The organism is Geodermatophilus sp. URMC 65 (assembly GCF_053502545.1).
In genome coordinates, this window is record NZ_CP199954.1 from 4428380 (window position 1) to 4443717 (window position 15338).

Genomic DNA, 15338 nt, shown 5'->3' on the forward strand with positions numbered 1-15338 from the left:
TCGTCCCGGCGGTCGCGTAGATCCCTGCCCGCGCAGGCAGCGACCAGCGCCCTGATCTACTCGGGAGTCAGCGGCTCGACGACCTTCGCGTCCAGCTTGGGCGACTTGAGGCCGAGCAGGTGGTCGGCGTCGCTCTCACCCTCCTCCAACTACCACGCGGAGAAGCGCCGGAGGGCCAGCTGCCGGGCGCGGGCGGTGGCGGGCTGGCCGCCGCCCGCGAGCAGGTCCGCGGTGAAGGCGTTCACGCTGGCCCGGTCGAGCACCGCGGGGCGGCCGGCGGCGTCGGCCCAGGCGAGGAAGCGGCGCACCCCGTCGCCGTAGGACTTCACCGTCTCGGGGGGGCTCTTGCGCTCGGCGCGCAGGTGCAGCTCCCAGGACGGCAGCAGGGCGGCGAGGTCCACGGCCACGCCCCGCACCGTAGCCCGATATCTGGACTGGGAGCGGTGTGCATGCGTCCCACCGGCCGGCCCGAGCCCAAGCCGTCCCCTGACCTGCGCAGACAGGTCAGGAGACGGTCGGTGCTCAGTCCAGGTAGTCGCGCACTAGGGAGGCCTGAACGGTGTGCACCGCCTGCGGGTAAGCCTGCCGGTGAGAAGCGGTGTGCATGGAAATACCCTGGACTGACGACCTCGTGCATGGTGAACCAGACGGCTTGCTCGTGAGGGACGGAGCAGGGTCGTGGTGTGTCGAGGAGTCTGGCCCGTGCCGCCGCTGTAGTCGATCGCCGGGTCACCGGGCTGTCGACGCAGGTCTTGGCGAAGTTGGTCGCCGAGCTGGGGCCGCGCTGGCAGGCATGTCGGGACGCGCGGCTGGCTGATCGGCCGCGTCGGCAGGCGATTGGGGCCCGGGCTGACGATCCTCTGGTGTCCGTGGACCGGCTGTTGGCCGATGTGGTGGCCCACCTGGGCGCCAGCGGGCAGGTCGGCCTGCTGGATGCCATGGCGGTGCGGTTGCGCCGCCCGGCCGCTGGCCGCGCCGGTCGGCCGGTTCGTCTTGGGCAAGGCCCGGGCGAATACGGTTGAGGCGTTGGTGATCACCGATGCCGACGGGTGGCTGCTGTTTGCGGGCAGACCTTCCCAGGCTCGATCCGCGATCTGACCCAGGTCCGCCAGGCTGACCTGGTCAAGTTGCTGGCCCGCATCCCGGGCGTCACTTTGCTCGCCGACGCCGGGCGCTCAGGGGTTGTGCCGGCAGACCGCCGGTGCGGTCCTCACGCCGCGGCCGGCTCGGGGGAAGAACTAACTGCCGGTCCGGCCCATCGTCGCCGCCGCGCACGAGGCCGAACGCGGAATTCACACGTCCAAGCGGATCTGCGTCGAGCACGACATCAGCCGTCTGAAGAACTGGCGGGCCCTGTTCCGTCATCTCGGCCGACGCGACCACCTCGACACCATGCTGCGCGCTGTGGCCGTAGTGGTCCCCAGCCAGCAGCGAGACCCACGATGTGACCAGCCCCGCCGCCCACGGAAGCTTTGCCGGCCCGCAGGGCCGGGTGATGAACCCCCTGCACAGGTCAACGACGGTCCACGGCTGACCATGCACGAGGTTGTGAGCGGCGCGCGGCTCTTTCGGTCCCTGGGGCGCCCGGTCGGGTCGCCTCCGCTCCCAGTTATCGAGCCGCACGCTGGTAGAGGCGCGGCCGTGCGCGGGTCATCTCGTCACGCGGGTCGGACGGGCACCTCGGTGACCTCGACCCAGCTCTTACCACCGAAGTGCACGGTGTTGCGGCACGGGTACGGCGGCACTGGCATGTCGAACTGGGCGTAGCCCTCGTTCGGGTCCATGCGGAGCAGGTCGATCCGGCTGGCGAGCTCGAGCCGCAGCGTGTCGCCGCGGCGGAGCAGCGTCGGCCCGGGAGTGAGGCTGAAGCGGAGGACGACTGGCTCGTCCGGGACGAGTGGCTCGCGGCGCCCGGCGTCGATGGCGATCTCGAGCGGCGTGCTGCGCTCCTCCTCCTCCGTGCGGGACACGGGCCGGATCGCGCCGAGGGAGAGCTGGTGGCGCTCCCCGACAGCGTCGAGCCGGGACAGCCGGGCGACGACGTAGGAGTCGAGCTCGTTGCAGCTGTAGGTGAGCCGTGCGGTGACCGGCCCCGCGAGCTGGGTGTCCTGCTCGACCGGCAGGTCGAAGGCGAGTGTCTGGTCGGCCACGTCGTCCATGCCGCCGAGGAGCGGCAGCCCCAGGGGAACCGCGACCCAGGAGCCGGTGCCCGCGGCCGTCGCGTTCCGGCTTAGCCGGTGGGTCGTGGCGTCCTCGCCGGGTGTCCCGAGGTAGAGGCGGCGGACATTGCCGCTGGCGGGCGGGAAGGCGTCGGCGGTCTCGAAGCGCTCGGCGCCCTCGACCCAGTAGCGCACGTGCGGCTGCTGGGCGTAGCCGTTGTCGGTGCCGCGCAGGATGTGGTCGAAGAACGCGAGCGCCTCGCCCTGCCAGGAGTAGACCGGTAGGTCGTAGGCGGGCGGGGCGAGGATGAGCCACTTGTGGTCAGCGGGTGTCGCGGCGTTGGCAATCAGGTCGTAGCAGCCGAACTGGTGGAGGTTGAAGTAGCCGAGGTTCTGCACGACCGTGAACGGCACCTCGACGTTGCCGAGCGTGGCGGTCGGGCCCTCGGGGATCGTCGCCTGTGCGCGGGTCTTCTCGTCGAACATCCAGTGCGCGTAGATGCGGCGCATGAACTCCACGGGCGTGGCGGACTCGAAGGACTCGAACATCCCCGTGACCCGGCGGTGGACCAGCCGCTCGAGCAGGGGGTGCAGCGGTCCGTTGGTGACGTGGCTGATGAGCGCCCGACGGTCTGGTGATACGCGCTGGTCGTAGTTGTGCTGGGTGTAGTTGGCGCCCATCCAGAGGCTGACGAAGAACCAGGCGGGCACGCCGGCGAAGTGGACCATGTGCCGCCACAGGTCAGTCGAGACCTCGTTGCAGAACAGCGCCTTGAGCGCCGGTGGCTTGCGTGCGGCGACGCTGAGCTGGGAAACGGCGTAGTAGGAGGTGCCGAAGAGGACGACCTCCCCGTTGCACCACGGCTGCTCGGCCGCCCAGGCGATGACCGCCTCGTGGTCGTCGATGTCCTGCGGGTCGAAGAACATCACCTGCTCGCCGGTGGAGCGGCCCATCCCCCGGCGCTCGACGACGACGGGACAGAAGCCGCGGTCGGTGAACACCGGCGGCGAGCCGATCTCGTTCGACCCCGTCGGGACGCCCGCCGTGTGCGTCTCGGTGGCGTAGCCGCCGAAGGACACGACCGCCGGATAGCGGCCCGGCGCGCTAGGGGTGTAGACGTCGGCGTGCAGCTCGGCGCCTCCGGCGACGGGGATGCGCTGGTCGGCCAGCACACGGTCGCCGAGCCCTTCCATCGCGACAGCACGCGGTTCCCAGCCGGCGTACTGCCGGCCGGCGATCGAACCCTTCAGGGGGATGTGCGAGGTCATGCCGGTGCCTCCCGTGCGTCGGTGCTGCGGTGGGTGATGCCGGTTCCGGTGTAGGGCTGCTCGGCGAGCAGCCCGGTGAGCAGCTGGGTGAGGATCTGCTCGGCGCGGTCACGGAACGCCTCGCCGCCGGTGGCCAGGGCGAGGACGGCGATGCCCGTGGACGTCGCCTGCAGCAGCGCGAGTGAGGCCTCGGTGGGTTCCGCGCCGAAGGCCTCGAGCAGCGCGGCGCCGAGCGGGGCGATCCCGGCGCCCAGCGCCAGGAAGGCGCGGCGCACTCCCGGGTCGGCGTCGGCGCTCTGCGTGAGAGCCGTCAGGATCCGCGTCTGGCGGGGGTCGACGAGCACCTCGACGAGCCCGGCGACCTTCGCAGCAGGGTCCTCGGCCGACACCGCCGCGCGTAAGACCTCGATGCGCCGGCGCACGGCCTCCTCGGCGACGGCGAGCAGCAGGTCGGCCCGTGTGGGGAAGTAGTAGGTCAGATGGCTCTGACGCAGCTCGGCGCGGAGGGCGACCCGCGGCTGGGTGAAGCCGCTGGGCCCCTCTTCCCCGATGACGTCGAGCGCGGCCGCCACGATCGTCTCTCGCTTGCCTGACACCTACAGCCTCCTGGTTAGTAAACTTACCAACATACTAGCGTAAGGAGTCACTGCATCGGGGCCGGCTTTCCCGGGTGCTTACTTCGGCAGGTCGGTGACGTCATTGGTTGAGGCCTGCCAGATCGGCCTGTCGATCTGCGCGGTCACCGACGCCGCCTCCTGCCCGCTCTCCTGGCGGCTGTTCCCGCCGGCCGCCTGGGATGACCCCGAGGCCGCGACGGAGGCGGCCGCCGCGGCGATCGGGGCGCATGCTGTGAGAGGTGGAAACGAGCCGCTCGCGTCACCGGCTTCCCGGTCGGGCACTGGAAGGAGATCTGGTCGACCAATCGCTGGAGCAGCTGAACAAGGAGATCAAGCGTCGCTGCGCCGGACTACTGCGGCCGATCTTCGTCCGGCCCTTTTGGTCCGCCGTCCACATCTTCGACGGCGGGTGCCTTGCGTCGCGCCTGTGCCGACCGCAGCGCGAGGCGGGCGAAGTAGGCCTTGCGAGCGTGCTCGGCTCGGCGTGCCCGCTCGGCCGGTGACAACACCCCGTCGGGATCCACTTGGCGCTCGAAGCGATCCAGCAGCGCGCGACGTGCCGGCGCCGTCCGCGCACTGGGGTCGGCCGTGTTGGCCCACGACTCATGCGCGGCGAGTCGCGCTATCAGGGAGCGGTCGGCCGTCATGGAGGCGAGGCTGCATCCTCCTTCTCCAGTGCATCTCCAGTGAGGCAGGTGCTGCACGGACCCTCTGGCTTGGGAGCGATTGAAGTCTCTTGTTTGTCCGCGCTCCTGGCGACGCGGACTCCCGACATCTGGCGCCCGCGGTGACTGGTGCTCCAGTCCTTCCGGTGTCGTCTCCACTGCAGAACAACTGGAGGCTCGCGTCTGCGCTCAGGGTCCAAGGCCCACCGCGCAGGCCGAACGCTCCAAAGCTGAACCGGGCCCGGGGCGCTCACCGCAGATCGGGGAAGCCTCCTGTGCGGCTCCGGTCCTGGACGTACGGGCGTCGGCTGTAGGCATAGATGACGGTGTTCAGCGCCGTGGCGAGTGCCACGAGGTCGCGGTCGTAGATGCGGCCGTCCTCCAGTTGACGGGCCAGTTCCCTCAGTAGAGGCGCCCAGTCCCGACGCGTGGGTGCGAGCGGCGTCGGGATCGCGACTCGGCGTTCGACGACCTGGACGGCCGAGCGGCCGGATGCTGCGGCCCGCGTCTGCTCCCAGGCGCGGTGGCGGCAGTTGGCTGAGCACCACTTGGGAATTGGTCCCCGCGATCGTGGCGTGATGGCACCGCCGCACCAGGCGCAGGACGTGGCGGCTGTCCGTCGAGCACTGCCGTCTACCGCCACGGGAGTGGCCTCGCTCGGCGGCGTTGGGACGTGCCTGGCTTCCTCGCGTTGAGGGCGCTGGCGACGCTGACGCTCGCGCTCTCGCCGGCGTGCCCTGTGCTCGGCGCTGCCTCCGTTTGCCACGTCCCCAGCGTCCGAAGCGACCTCCTGTAACCCGTCACCACGAGTTCCCGAGCCCGAGATGCAAGACGTGTGTGGCACATGATCTTGGTCCTTCTCCAGTAGCGATGAGGAGCAGGATGGCCCGGTGGAGAAGAGCACCAGGACCGAGGTCGACTCCCCGGTCGAGCAGGTCTGGGAGGTGCTGCGCGAGGTCGAGCGGTGGCCGGAGCGGGCGCCGACGGTGACCTCGGTGCGTCGCCTCGACGACGGGCCGTTCGCCGTCGGGTCCCGGGCCCGGGTGGAGCAGCCTCGGATCCCCCTCGGTGTCTGCGGCGGAGACGGCACCGTGGGCGCCGCGGCGCAGGTCGCCATCGAGGCGGCCCTGCCCCTTCTGGTGCTTCCCGGCGGCACGTTCAACCACTTCGCCGCCGATCTCGGGATTGACCGGATGGCTGACGCGCTGGCAGCGCTGCGCCGCGGCACGGCGGTCCGGATCGACGTCGGCCTGGCTGGTGAGCGGCTGTGCCTCAACACGTCCAGCTTGGGCAGCTATCCCGCGTTCGTTGCCATCCGGGAACGCTGGGAGGGCCGGGTCGGCAAGCCCGCGGCCGCGGTCATCGCACTGTGGTTCGCCGTTCGGCAGCAACGACCGCTGCGGCTGGTGGTCGACGGGCACGAGCACGACGTGGCCATGATGTCCATCGGCAACGGCCGGCACCAGCCGCAGGGTTTCGCGCCCAGCTGGCGTCCCCGACTCGACGACGGGCGGCTGGACCTGCGCATGGTAGTCGTGGCCGGCCGCGCGCCGCTGCTGCGGCTGGCCCTCTCCATCCTCACCGGCCGACTCGTCCGCAGTCGCCTCTACATCGAGGACGACCCGGTCGATGTACACATCACCCGACCGGATGGTCCTGGCCTGCTGGCCAGCGACGGCGAGATCACCCTCGGCCCTGCCGAGATGGACTACAAGAAGCTGGCCCGTAGCCTGATCGTCTATCGATTGTCGGTCGGCGCACTCTTCGAGCGCTGAGCCCTGCCGCGTCCGCGTGCGCCCTCGCGCCACCCCCCGACGTCTCATCCAGACGGTTGCCGAGCGCCCCGCAGCCGTGAACCCCTGCTCACCGGTGATGCGTCGGAACTGCACACTGGCGGCCGGCACGCTGGGGGACCCAGACGCTGACTTGGGTGGGTGACCGGGTGGGGTCCCTGGTGGGCGCGGGGCGCCGCTGCTGACCGTGTTCGCGCGCTCGGACGAGCCGGACACGCTCCTCCGTCAGGCGGGGCGTGCGGTGGAGTTCGATGAGCGCGACCCGAACGAGTGCGGTGTAAGTCCTTGCGGAGCACGGTGTCGTCGGCTCCTCCTCTTGACACGGTCCCTTGTCGACACGGTCCCTCGTCGACACGGTCCCTCATCGACACGGCCTGAAGGCAGGCAGGTGGAGCACGACCTGTAGTTGCTTGACGCAGCAAGTAATTCCCTTGTACACTCACTTGCGCAATCAAGTCATCGCTCGAGGAGTCCTTCGATGAACGTCGTCAGCAGGAGCCGATCGCTCGTGGACCGGCTGCGCAGCGACGAGGGGCCGGCCCAGTTCGCCCGGTTCGTCGTCGTCGGTGGCCTCTCGAGCGCGGTGTACGCCCTCCTCTTCCTGGCCCTGGCCGGGTTCGGCGACCAGGCGGCCATGGTCGCGGGATCGGTCGCCTCCTCCGTCCTGGCCAACGAGTTGCACCGCCGGCTGACCTTCCACGCCGGCGAGCGGGTGACCTGGCAGGCCGCGCAGGCGGAGGGCGGGGCGCTCATCGTCGCCGGGATGGTCCTGACCGGCCTCGCGCTGTACGGGTGGGACGCCGTGGCCGGCCCGGGCAGTGCGCTCACCGACCTGGCGGTCATCGCCACCGTCACCGCGACGATCGGGCTCGTCCGGTTCGCCGCACTGCGCTGGCTGTTCCGGCCGCCCGCCCACGCCCCCGCCCTGGCCCTGGCCCTGGCCTGAGTCCGCGGCCCTCCCGGCCCCATTGCCGGACGCCATGCCGCTGTCCGGATCCGCCTGTCCCTGTTCGAGGAGCACGTCATGACCAGCAGCCCTGCCGTCACCACGCCCAGTGCCCCGGAGTCGACCGCATCCTCCGGAGCTCGGCACCCGCTCGCCGCCGCGATCGCGGTGGCAGCGGTCGGCTCCGCGGTCGTCAACTCCGTGATCGCCGCCATCGCCCGCGGTCCGCTGGACGCCTCACCGGACTTCCAGCCGCTCACCGCGCCGGTCTTCCTGATGTGGACGGTCGTCGGCACCATCGTCGGGGCGCTGGGGTGGCGGCTCATCACGCGGCGCAGCGCCCGCCCCGCGCGCCTGCTGCGCTGGCTGGTCCCCACGGTGGTCGTGGTCTCCCTCGTCCCGGACCTCCTGCTGCTCGCCGCCGACTCGATGCCCGGCACCAGCGTTTCCGCCGTGCTCGCCCTGATGGCCATGCACGTCGCCACCGCAGCGGTCGCCGTCCCCGCCTACCACCGGTTCCTGCCCGCCACCGACTGATCCGACGCGGGCGGGCCGGGTGGTCAGGCAGGCCCGCCCGCAGCCGCAGTCGACCCCGAAGCAGCCGGCGCTCGATCATGCTCGTGGGCGGTCGTCGACCGCACCGCCGGATCCGTGGCCGAGAAATCTGCGCCGTCGCGTGAGAAGAGGTGCCATGGAAGCGGTCGAGGAGCCGCGGTGGTTGACCGCGGAGGAGCAGCAGACCTGGCTCGAGCTGATCGGGGTGCTCACCTGGCTGTCCGACGCCATCGACGCCCAGCTGCAGCGCGCACCCCTCCACAACAGACCGGCGGGCAGGTCGACTGGCCGCACAACCCACCGGACACGACGTGACCTCGACCGGACACGGGAACCGGGTGAGCGACCGGTACCGACCGGGCGTCCGTGGACGGGCGTGCACGTGGAGCCACGAGCAGCGATCCTGGCGGGGGTCGGGGAGTGGCTGCCGCGGCCAGGAGGGTCTGACGTGTGGGGTCGCCGATCGGTCACCGGGCCGGCCAGGTGAGCAGACTCAGGTTGCCGCGGCGCGCCGGCCGGGCAGGTGGACCGGACGACCTGCCCCGCGAGGACGTCGCGAGCCGCGTGTCCGCCTACGTGTACGGCAACGTCCTGGTGATGGCGGCGTTGATCGCACTGCACCCGGACGAGCTGCGGGGACCCACTGGCGTGCGCTACCTGTTCGGGGTCGGGGTCTCGACCTTCGTCGCGCACACGGTGGGTGAGGCGGTCGGGGCTGCGGGTCCGCGAGGGCCGATCGCTGGACACGACTGCTGTCCGGCGGGAGATCCGGAATGCACTGCCCATCGTGTCGACCGCCGGTGCCCCCATCGCGGTGCTGCTGCTGGCGTGGACCGACCTGGTGGACGCCGACGTGGTGCTCGTGCTGGCGCTCGGGCTGGTCGACGTCCGGTTGGCCCTGCTGGGCTCGGTGGTGGCGTGGGTGTCCGGGGAGCGCAGTTCGACCCGGGTGTTCCGGGCGGGCTTCGTCCTGGCGGTCGTCGCCGCTGCCACGGTCGTGCTCAAGTGGCAGCTGACGCACTGAGCAGCGGGGACCGGGACTGCGGACCGGTGGCCACCGATGGCGGGATGACGGCGGCGCGGACGGTGGCGCCCTACCGGGACGTCGGCACTCGGGGAATCATGCCGGCCGCACTGAGCGTCGTCCGCCTGTCGACCACGCCGATCAAGGGTCTGTCGCTGGACCATCCCTCCTCGATCGAGCTGACGACGCACGGTGCCGTCGGCGACCGGCAGTTCTTCCTCATCGACGAGGAGGGGCGGCTGCAGAGCTGCACCGCCAACGCCGAGCTGCTGCCCCTGGCGGCGAAGTTCGACCAGGACAGCCGCCACCTGGAGGTGGTCCGCGGCGACGAGGTGCTGTGCGCCGGCACCGTCGACTCCGCCGGCGCCGTCGACACCGACATGTGGGGCCTGCGCACCATCGTCGCCGATGTCGTGGCCGGCCCGCAGTGGAGCACCTTCTTCTCCGATCTCCTCGGTACACGGGTCCGCCTGGTGCAAGCCCGGCAGTCCGCCTACGACGTGCACCCCGCGACGGTCCTGGGCAGCCATTCGGTCGCCGAGCTCGCCCGCCGGTCGGGCCTGGCCTCGGTCGATGCCCGGCGCTTCCGGATGCTGATCGAGTTCTCCGGCGGGACGCCGCACCTGGAGGACTCGTGGGGTGGCACGCTGCTGCGGATCGGCGGCGCGGTCCTGCGGGGCGGTGGCCCGGTGAAGCGCTGCGCGGCGACCACGCGCGACCCCGCGTCCGGTGCTGTCGACCTGCAGACGCTCCGCCTGATCACGGCCTACCGCGGCCGCCGGGAATCCGAGCTCGGAGTCGGGGCGACCTTCGGCCGGTACTGCGAGGTGCTCGAGCCAGGGACCGTCGCGGTCGGCGACTGTCTGCGCGTCGGCTGACCGATCTGGCGAGCCCCCGCCGTCCTCAGCTGCTTCTCGCGGGCCTCGAGCCACCGGCCTGCAAGGTGGCCCCGCTCGGCGACGTCACTCGCACACATCAGCTCGAGATCGGCGAGCGTGTCCGTGAGCAGGGACTCGACAGCCAGGCAGCTGGGGACGGGCGGTCGCCCTGCTCGTCACCGGCGTCGTAGTCGGGCCGCTGGGCACCGTCCTCAGCCCGTCCTGGGACGCCGTCAGCTGCCCCACCCATGCATCCAGTACTCATCCAATACCGCCGTCAACAGCCGTAGTCCAGTGAGTCGAACCCTCGACTCGCTTCGCCCTCGACCTGCGCGTGCAACGCCTGCCAGCGCCAGCAAACAAGACCGCGATCAAATCGCAGGGTCACCTGTGTTGAGGTACGGCTGGTCCAGCGGGCACTCAGCAGGCGAGGTTGTGGCCGCGGACGAGTCGGTGGGCCTCGACAGTGTGTCGTCGCCTTCGGTCCATCCGTGGGACCACGTCACTGCGGTGCCGTGTCGGTGTAGCAAACGACGCCGGATAGCCGACTGGAGAAGTAATGGAGAAGTACTGGAGGATGTATCCATCCTGCCAGCCGGGAGTGCAGCAGGCGCCCGCCTGGGTTCAGCACTGGAATGCTGTGAACAGTGGACGACACGCCCGGGCGCAGGCGAGGACTACAGCAACGGGTACAGTCACGCGCTGCGAACGGCCGCGACTGCGGGCGGGCGACAACGAACTCTACGAGTCGCTGACCTGCACGTATGCGCCTGCGCGAACTTCCGCGAATGCCCTGCATCCGACTGGGGGTTATGGGTCCAGCAGCGCTCCCAAGTGTCCCCAAGCGGCCCACTCAGGGCGAGCGGCGTTGTGCAGCGGGCGCCAATCAGGTTTCGTCGGGCTGCACCCCGTCGACGATGCCGGCCGCGATGTCCCTCAGCTTGCAGTCGTATCGCTGCGAGGCCTCCCGCAGGGTTCCGAACGCTGGTCGGCGTTCACGTGCCGCTGAGCCATGAGCATGCCCTCGCCTGCTCGATAACCGACCGCGACTCCGTGGCGTGGCGCAGGTTGAACCCAGTCGCCTACCTCGGGCACGACGCCGGCCACAAACAGGTCGCACGCACCAGCCGCGTGAGCTACCTGATGGGCGCGAGCCCCGAGAGCTTCCAGCTCCGCCAGGGATGGTTCACGGACGCAATGAGAGACCGTCACCGATAGAGCACCTTGCCCCCACAGTGGGAGCAGTACTCGGATGAGGCAGTTGCTATCTGCCTTCCGCAACTGCAGCAGTAAGGTTCTACGTTGTCCGGGAGATCTACTGCACGTGGCACGCCACATACCGAGCAGTACTTCGACGTTACAGTCGAATATTGTTCACCGCAGCCGGGGCAGAAACCCGGGCGTGGCGCACTCGGAGTGTATGGACGATCCGTTCCCGGCGCGCCGCAGTGGGGACAGAATCTCGTGAAGCCTGACTTGTGTCCACACTGGTCGCAGTATGTATGTCGTACCTCTACCATGGTGCACTATAGCCTGACTGGCAAATTGGGAACCGAGGGCGGGTCGACCCCATTCGCTGGGTGGTCCCGACGTGGGGTGCGGCCGTGCCAGTCGCGACCGTCAGCACCGGTGGGGATGGGGTCCTTGATTGCCCGATCCACGTGGGACGCCGTCACGCTGCTCTAGGCCGCCTGCGGATCCCGGGTGGTCGCGCCCGTCGGCTCAGCGGCTCTGGCGGTCGATCCGGAGCACCATCCCGTCGGCGCCGGCGAGGACGATGAACTGGCCGCGGCGGAACCGGATCCGTGACGGCGTGTTCTCGTTGGGGGAGACGTCGTCGGGCGCATCCAGGCAGCGCCGGATGTCGGCGTTGGCCAGTTTCATGCCGGTCGCAGCCTTGCGCGCGCCGCGCGTCATTCGCACTGTCACAGTCGCCTGCTGACCGCTGGCCGTGTGCATGGTCGAGCGGCTGGGTGAGGTGAGGGCCGGGATGTCGGGCGGGCTGTGGTCATGGTCGTCGTCGAACGACGGGGGAGCGAGAAAGGTCAGGGGAGGTGCAGTCATGCAGTCTTCCGAACTGTACGGGCGGGGGCGCGTGGCCTCTCCGCGACGCAGGGTGCCGGGGAGGGCCCGCTCGAGCGGTGTGGCCTCGCCGCCGTGCTTGTCGATGATCTTGCTGCTGTCGATGACGAACGGCTCGGCGAACTGGTAATGCATCTCGACCAGCTCCCGGAGGGCGGGGTTGACCAGCCCGAGGGCCCGCAGCACGAGCGAGGGCATCGCGCGGAGCCGGCCTCGCGGGTGGCCGGCCTGCCGGTAGACGAGGTCGACCAGCTGGCGGGTGGTGCGGGGGTTCGACTCGTTGGGCAGGTGCCACACCTGCCCCGAGGTGTCGGGGTGCTCGCCGAGGACGGCGAACCCTTCGCCGATGTCGGGGATGTAGGTGTAGGTGTGCGGCTGGTCGGGGTCGCCGAGCACGCCGGCGGTCGTGCCGGCCAGCGCGGCGGGGAAGACGTGGTCGCCCGGGTTGGACTGGGCGCCGCCGCGTGGCCCGGAGTAGTCCGAGGCCCGGCCGATGGCGACCTCGACCCGTCCGGCGTCCTGGGGCGCCGAACAGCTCGCGCGCCATCCGGCCGCGCAGCTGCCCTTGATGGTGTGTGCGCCGTCGGGCAGGTCCTCGGTGAGCACCCGGCCGGTGGGACGGCCGTACGTGTAGACGTTCTCCATGCTGACCAGCCGGGCGCCGGTCGCCTCGGCGGCGGCCAGCACGCCGGCCTGCAGCCGCGGGAACTGGACGGTCCACTCGTGGTAGGGCGGGTTGAGCGTCTGGTAGACGACGGCGGCTCCCCGCGCGACCTCGGTGTGGAGGCCGGGTCGCGGGGGTCCCCGCCGATGACCTCGACGTCGTCGGGCACGCGGGCGGAGCCGGAGCGGTTGGCCAGTCGGGCGGTCTCGCCTCGGCGGCGCAGGGCATCCAGCACGGCCAGGCCGATGGCACCGGTGCCGAAGATGACGTGCCGCGGGCCGGCGGTCATGCCCGCGCCCCGCTCGGTGCCGGCGCCGGTGCCGCGGCGGAGCCAGCCGCCGTGCGGTCGGGCAGGAGCAGCAGCAGGAGCAGCCCGGACAGGGCCGAGAAGGTCGCCGCGCCGTAGGCGCCGAAGACGGTGAACTGCTCCTCGACGGCGATCCCGCCCAGGGTGGTGGCGGTCCAGCCCAGCGCCCACAGGGCGGGCATCGCGGCGGCCCACAGCCAGCGCAAGCGCGTGCCGCGGGGCAGTGCCAGCGCCTGCGCGGGCCCGAGCACCAGGCCGGTGAGTCCACCCATCAGCGCCAGGTCGACCAGGGACGTGCCGTAGCCGACCGTGGCGGCGCCCAGCAGCAGGCCCAGGCCCATGCCGACGCCGGTGGCCGGCACCCACCTGCGGATGTCGAGCCGCCCCAGGCCGGCCAGCGTCTGCCCGAGGCCGATGACCAGGCCGGCGACCGCCCCACCGAGCAGCGCGGCGAGCGGGCTGTCGACCCGGCCGGCGGCCCCGGTCCCGGCCAGCCCCGCGAGCGGGAAGGCGAGGAACCCTGCGGTCCAGATCAGCCACCGACGCAGGCGGGAGGCGCGGGATCCGGCGCGAGCGGTCATGGCGGTCAGCTCCGGACACGGGCCGCGGCCGGCGGTCGCGGGGAGGGGACGGTCGTCGAGCCGGTCGACGAGTCGCTGTCGAGCGGGGCACGCGGAGGCCGCGCCAGCACCATCAGCCCGAGGGCGGCGACCCACAGGCCCCACGCGGTGCTGCCGATCAGGCCGCCCAGATCCCAGACCGGAAAGCCGGAGACGGCGGTGGCCAGGATGTCGCCCTGGTCGGTCAGGTACAGCGCGCCGGCGATCAGCCCGGTGAGGCCCAGCCAGCGCGGCAGTACCCGGCTGCGCAGGATGACTAGGCTGAGCGCGACCGACCAGCCGACGGCCAGCAGCTGCCCCAGGTGCTCGCCGAGCAGGGAACCGCCGAACTGGTGCTGAGCGGTCCAGGCCGCGTCCACCGCGGCCCGGGTCGTGGCGTTCCCCGCAACGTAGGAGTCGGCCAACGGCGGCACGACGAACACCCAGCGCAGGAACCCGATCAGCGCGAGCACCACCGAGGTGGCGCCCACGTAGGTGGCCGCCCGCAGCACCGGGTCGCCGCGCCGCCCCAGTGCAGCGGGGAGCAGCAGGATCGGCACGAGCAGGGTCGCGTACGTCCACGCTGTGGCGAACCAGGTCCACACCAGGCTCGTGCCGCCGGCGACGAACGCGGGCAGCACCACCTCGGCCGGTTCCCGCAGGACGTCCGGCCAGTCGAAGGTCGACGACAGCGCCGTCGCCGCCGCGGCGAACGCCAGGGCGCCGCCGAGGAAGAGCGTGCCAGTCGTCCGGCGCAGGCTGTCGCTCACGCTCGCAGCAGTCATCGCAGGGGCCTCATCTCACCGAGGGATCGAGGAGCAGCAGGAGACGGGTTGCCCGCCCGTCATCGGATCGGTGGGGGACGGACGACCGAGCACCCGTGTGGTCGGCGCGCGAGCTCAGGCGCGGGACACGTCTGCGGGCAGCTTCACCGAGGCGGTCCTCGCGGCGGTGATGGGCGAGGGCTGGAAACCCTTGACGACGAGCCACACGCCGAGCGACAGCTCCCAGAAGAAGATCGGAGCGAGCGCGATCGCCGACCACAGGGAGACGTCGTCGTTGACGCCGAAAACCGTCCCGAGCTTGGCGGAGAGCAGCAGTGGCGCTCCGATGAGCCCCATGAGCGGGATCGCACGTGGCACGAGTCCGGACCGGTACACCAGGGTGCCCAACAACAGTGCGTTGATGGCGGCCATGACGCCGGGCCCGAGCAGGAACGTCCAGTCGCGGATCGCGACGAGTGACGCTCCGACGGTGATCAGGGAGTCCGCGTCCCCGTCGGCGGCTCCGGCCATGTCCTGCCGCAGGGTCACGACCGCGAAGAGGCTGATGACGCCGAGGAAGATGATCGCCGCCTCGAGCATGCGGGAGGTGACGAAGCCGAGGGCCAGGGTCTCGTTCTGCCGCTTGACCACGGGGAACAGCACGACCGCGGTGCCGATGCAGGCAAGCGCGTTGACGATGTCGAGCAGGCCGCCGAAGAGGACGCGGGTGTCGGCGCCCGAGCCGACGACGTAGTGCGCGTCGCTCAGGACGGGGTCCAGCACGAAGATCGCCGGGATCGAGGCGGTGAAGGTGAGGAGGTACAGCGCGCCCGCCAGGAACGCGGTCCTCCGCAGGGGGGCCGTCGGGATCTCGCCGGTTGCCGTGGTTCGGCTGGTGATGGTCATGACGGCCTCATCCTGTGGATCGATGGCCGCGCGAGGTGCGCGCTGGGCGGGATGGCGGGTGCGGGCTCCGCCTGGCCGCCCCGGGGCTCTCGTCTCCCGGGGCGGCCAGG

14 protein-coding genes are annotated in these 15338 nt (G+C 71.1%); 6 read left to right on the plus strand and 8 right to left on the minus strand.

Annotated features, from left to right (window positions below):
• Positions 1-149: 149 nt before the first annotated feature.
• Entirely contained in the window at positions 150-407 is a 258-nt protein-coding gene (locus ACWIX7_RS21475) for a site-specific integrase (RefSeq protein ID WP_448618435.1), read from the minus strand.
• Positions 408-863: 456 nt separating this feature from the next.
• Here ACWIX7_RS21475 and ACWIX7_RS21480 point away from each other — a divergent pair, with 456 nt between their 5' ends.
• Positions 864-1022 (plus strand): hypothetical protein, encoded by a 159-nt coding sequence (locus ACWIX7_RS21480; protein WP_448618436.1) that lies wholly within the window; start codon positions 864-866, stop codon positions 1020-1022.
• A 636-nt stretch (positions 1023-1658) separates the two neighbouring features.
• Here ACWIX7_RS21480 and ACWIX7_RS21485 read toward each other — a convergent pair.
• The 3 genes from ACWIX7_RS21485 to ACWIX7_RS21495 form a co-directional block, all read right to left on the minus strand.
• Complete coding sequence (locus ACWIX7_RS21485; RefSeq protein WP_448618437.1) at positions 1659-3428, minus strand: CocE/NonD family hydrolase; 1770 nt, start codon at positions 3426-3428, stop codon at positions 1659-1661.
• Positions 3425-4024, minus strand: coding sequence for a TetR/AcrR family transcriptional regulator (locus ACWIX7_RS21490; RefSeq protein WP_448618438.1), 600 nt, complete (start codon positions 4022-4024; stop codon positions 3425-3427). The genes ACWIX7_RS21485 and ACWIX7_RS21490 overlap by 4 nt, the downstream gene beginning before the upstream one ends.
• Positions 4025-4395: 371 nt before the next feature.
• Positions 4396-4692, minus strand: a complete 297-nt coding sequence (locus ACWIX7_RS21495) for a hypothetical protein (RefSeq protein ID WP_448618439.1) — start codon at positions 4690-4692, stop codon at positions 4396-4398.
• A gap of 908 nt (positions 4693-5600) precedes the next feature.
• Between ACWIX7_RS21495 and ACWIX7_RS21500 the strand changes: the two genes are divergently transcribed.
• The 5 genes from ACWIX7_RS21500 (at position 5601) to ACWIX7_RS21520 (ending at position 9906) form a co-directional block, all read left to right on the plus strand.
• A complete protein-coding gene (locus ACWIX7_RS21500) occupies positions 5601-6485 on the plus strand; it encodes a diacylglycerol kinase family protein (RefSeq protein ID WP_448618440.1) in 885 nt (294 codons plus the stop codon).
• Positions 6486-6981: 496 nt separating this feature from the next.
• Positions 6982-7449 (plus strand): GtrA family protein, encoded by a 468-nt coding sequence (locus ACWIX7_RS21505; RefSeq protein WP_448618441.1) that lies wholly within the window; start codon positions 6982-6984, stop codon positions 7447-7449.
• A 78-nt stretch (positions 7450-7527) separates the two neighbouring features.
• The gene (locus ACWIX7_RS21510) at positions 7528-7986 is read left to right on the plus strand and encodes a DUF6069 family protein (protein ID WP_448618442.1); all 459 of its coding nucleotides are present in this window, start codon (positions 7528-7530) and stop codon (positions 7984-7986) included.
• Positions 7987-8791: 805 nt separating this feature from the next.
• Positions 8792-9028, plus strand: a complete 237-nt coding sequence (locus tag ACWIX7_RS21515; protein WP_448618443.1) for a hypothetical protein — start codon at positions 8792-8794, stop codon at positions 9026-9028.
• Positions 9029-9054: 26 nt separating this feature from the next.
• A complete protein-coding gene (locus ACWIX7_RS21520) occupies positions 9055-9906 on the plus strand; it encodes an MOSC domain-containing protein (RefSeq protein ID WP_448618444.1) in 852 nt (283 codons plus the stop codon).
• 1722 nt (positions 9907-11628) lie between these two features.
• Here ACWIX7_RS21520 and ACWIX7_RS21525 read toward each other — a convergent pair.
• From ACWIX7_RS21525 to ACWIX7_RS21540, 4 genes are all read right to left on the minus strand, one after another.
• Positions 11629-12675 (minus strand): hypothetical protein, encoded by a 1047-nt coding sequence (locus ACWIX7_RS21525; RefSeq protein ID WP_448618445.1) that lies wholly within the window; start codon positions 12673-12675, stop codon positions 11629-11631.
• 262 nt (positions 12676-12937) lie between these two features.
• The gene (locus ACWIX7_RS21530; RefSeq protein WP_448618446.1) at positions 12938-13540 is read right to left on the minus strand and encodes a hypothetical protein; all 603 of its coding nucleotides are present in this window, start codon (positions 13538-13540) and stop codon (positions 12938-12940) included.
• Between the two features lie 5 nt (positions 13541-13545).
• Positions 13546-14343 carry a DUF4386 domain-containing protein gene (locus ACWIX7_RS21535; RefSeq protein ID WP_448618447.1) on the minus strand — a complete coding sequence of 266 codons (798 nt, stop codon included), beginning with the start codon at positions 14341-14343 and terminating at the stop codon, positions 13546-13548.
• A 114-nt stretch (positions 14344-14457) separates the two neighbouring features.
• On the minus strand, positions 14458-15228 hold the full coding sequence (locus ACWIX7_RS21540; RefSeq protein ID WP_448618448.1) for a DUF4386 domain-containing protein: 771 nt from the start codon (positions 15226-15228) through the stop codon (positions 14458-14460).
• Positions 15229-15338: the final 110 nt, after the last annotated feature.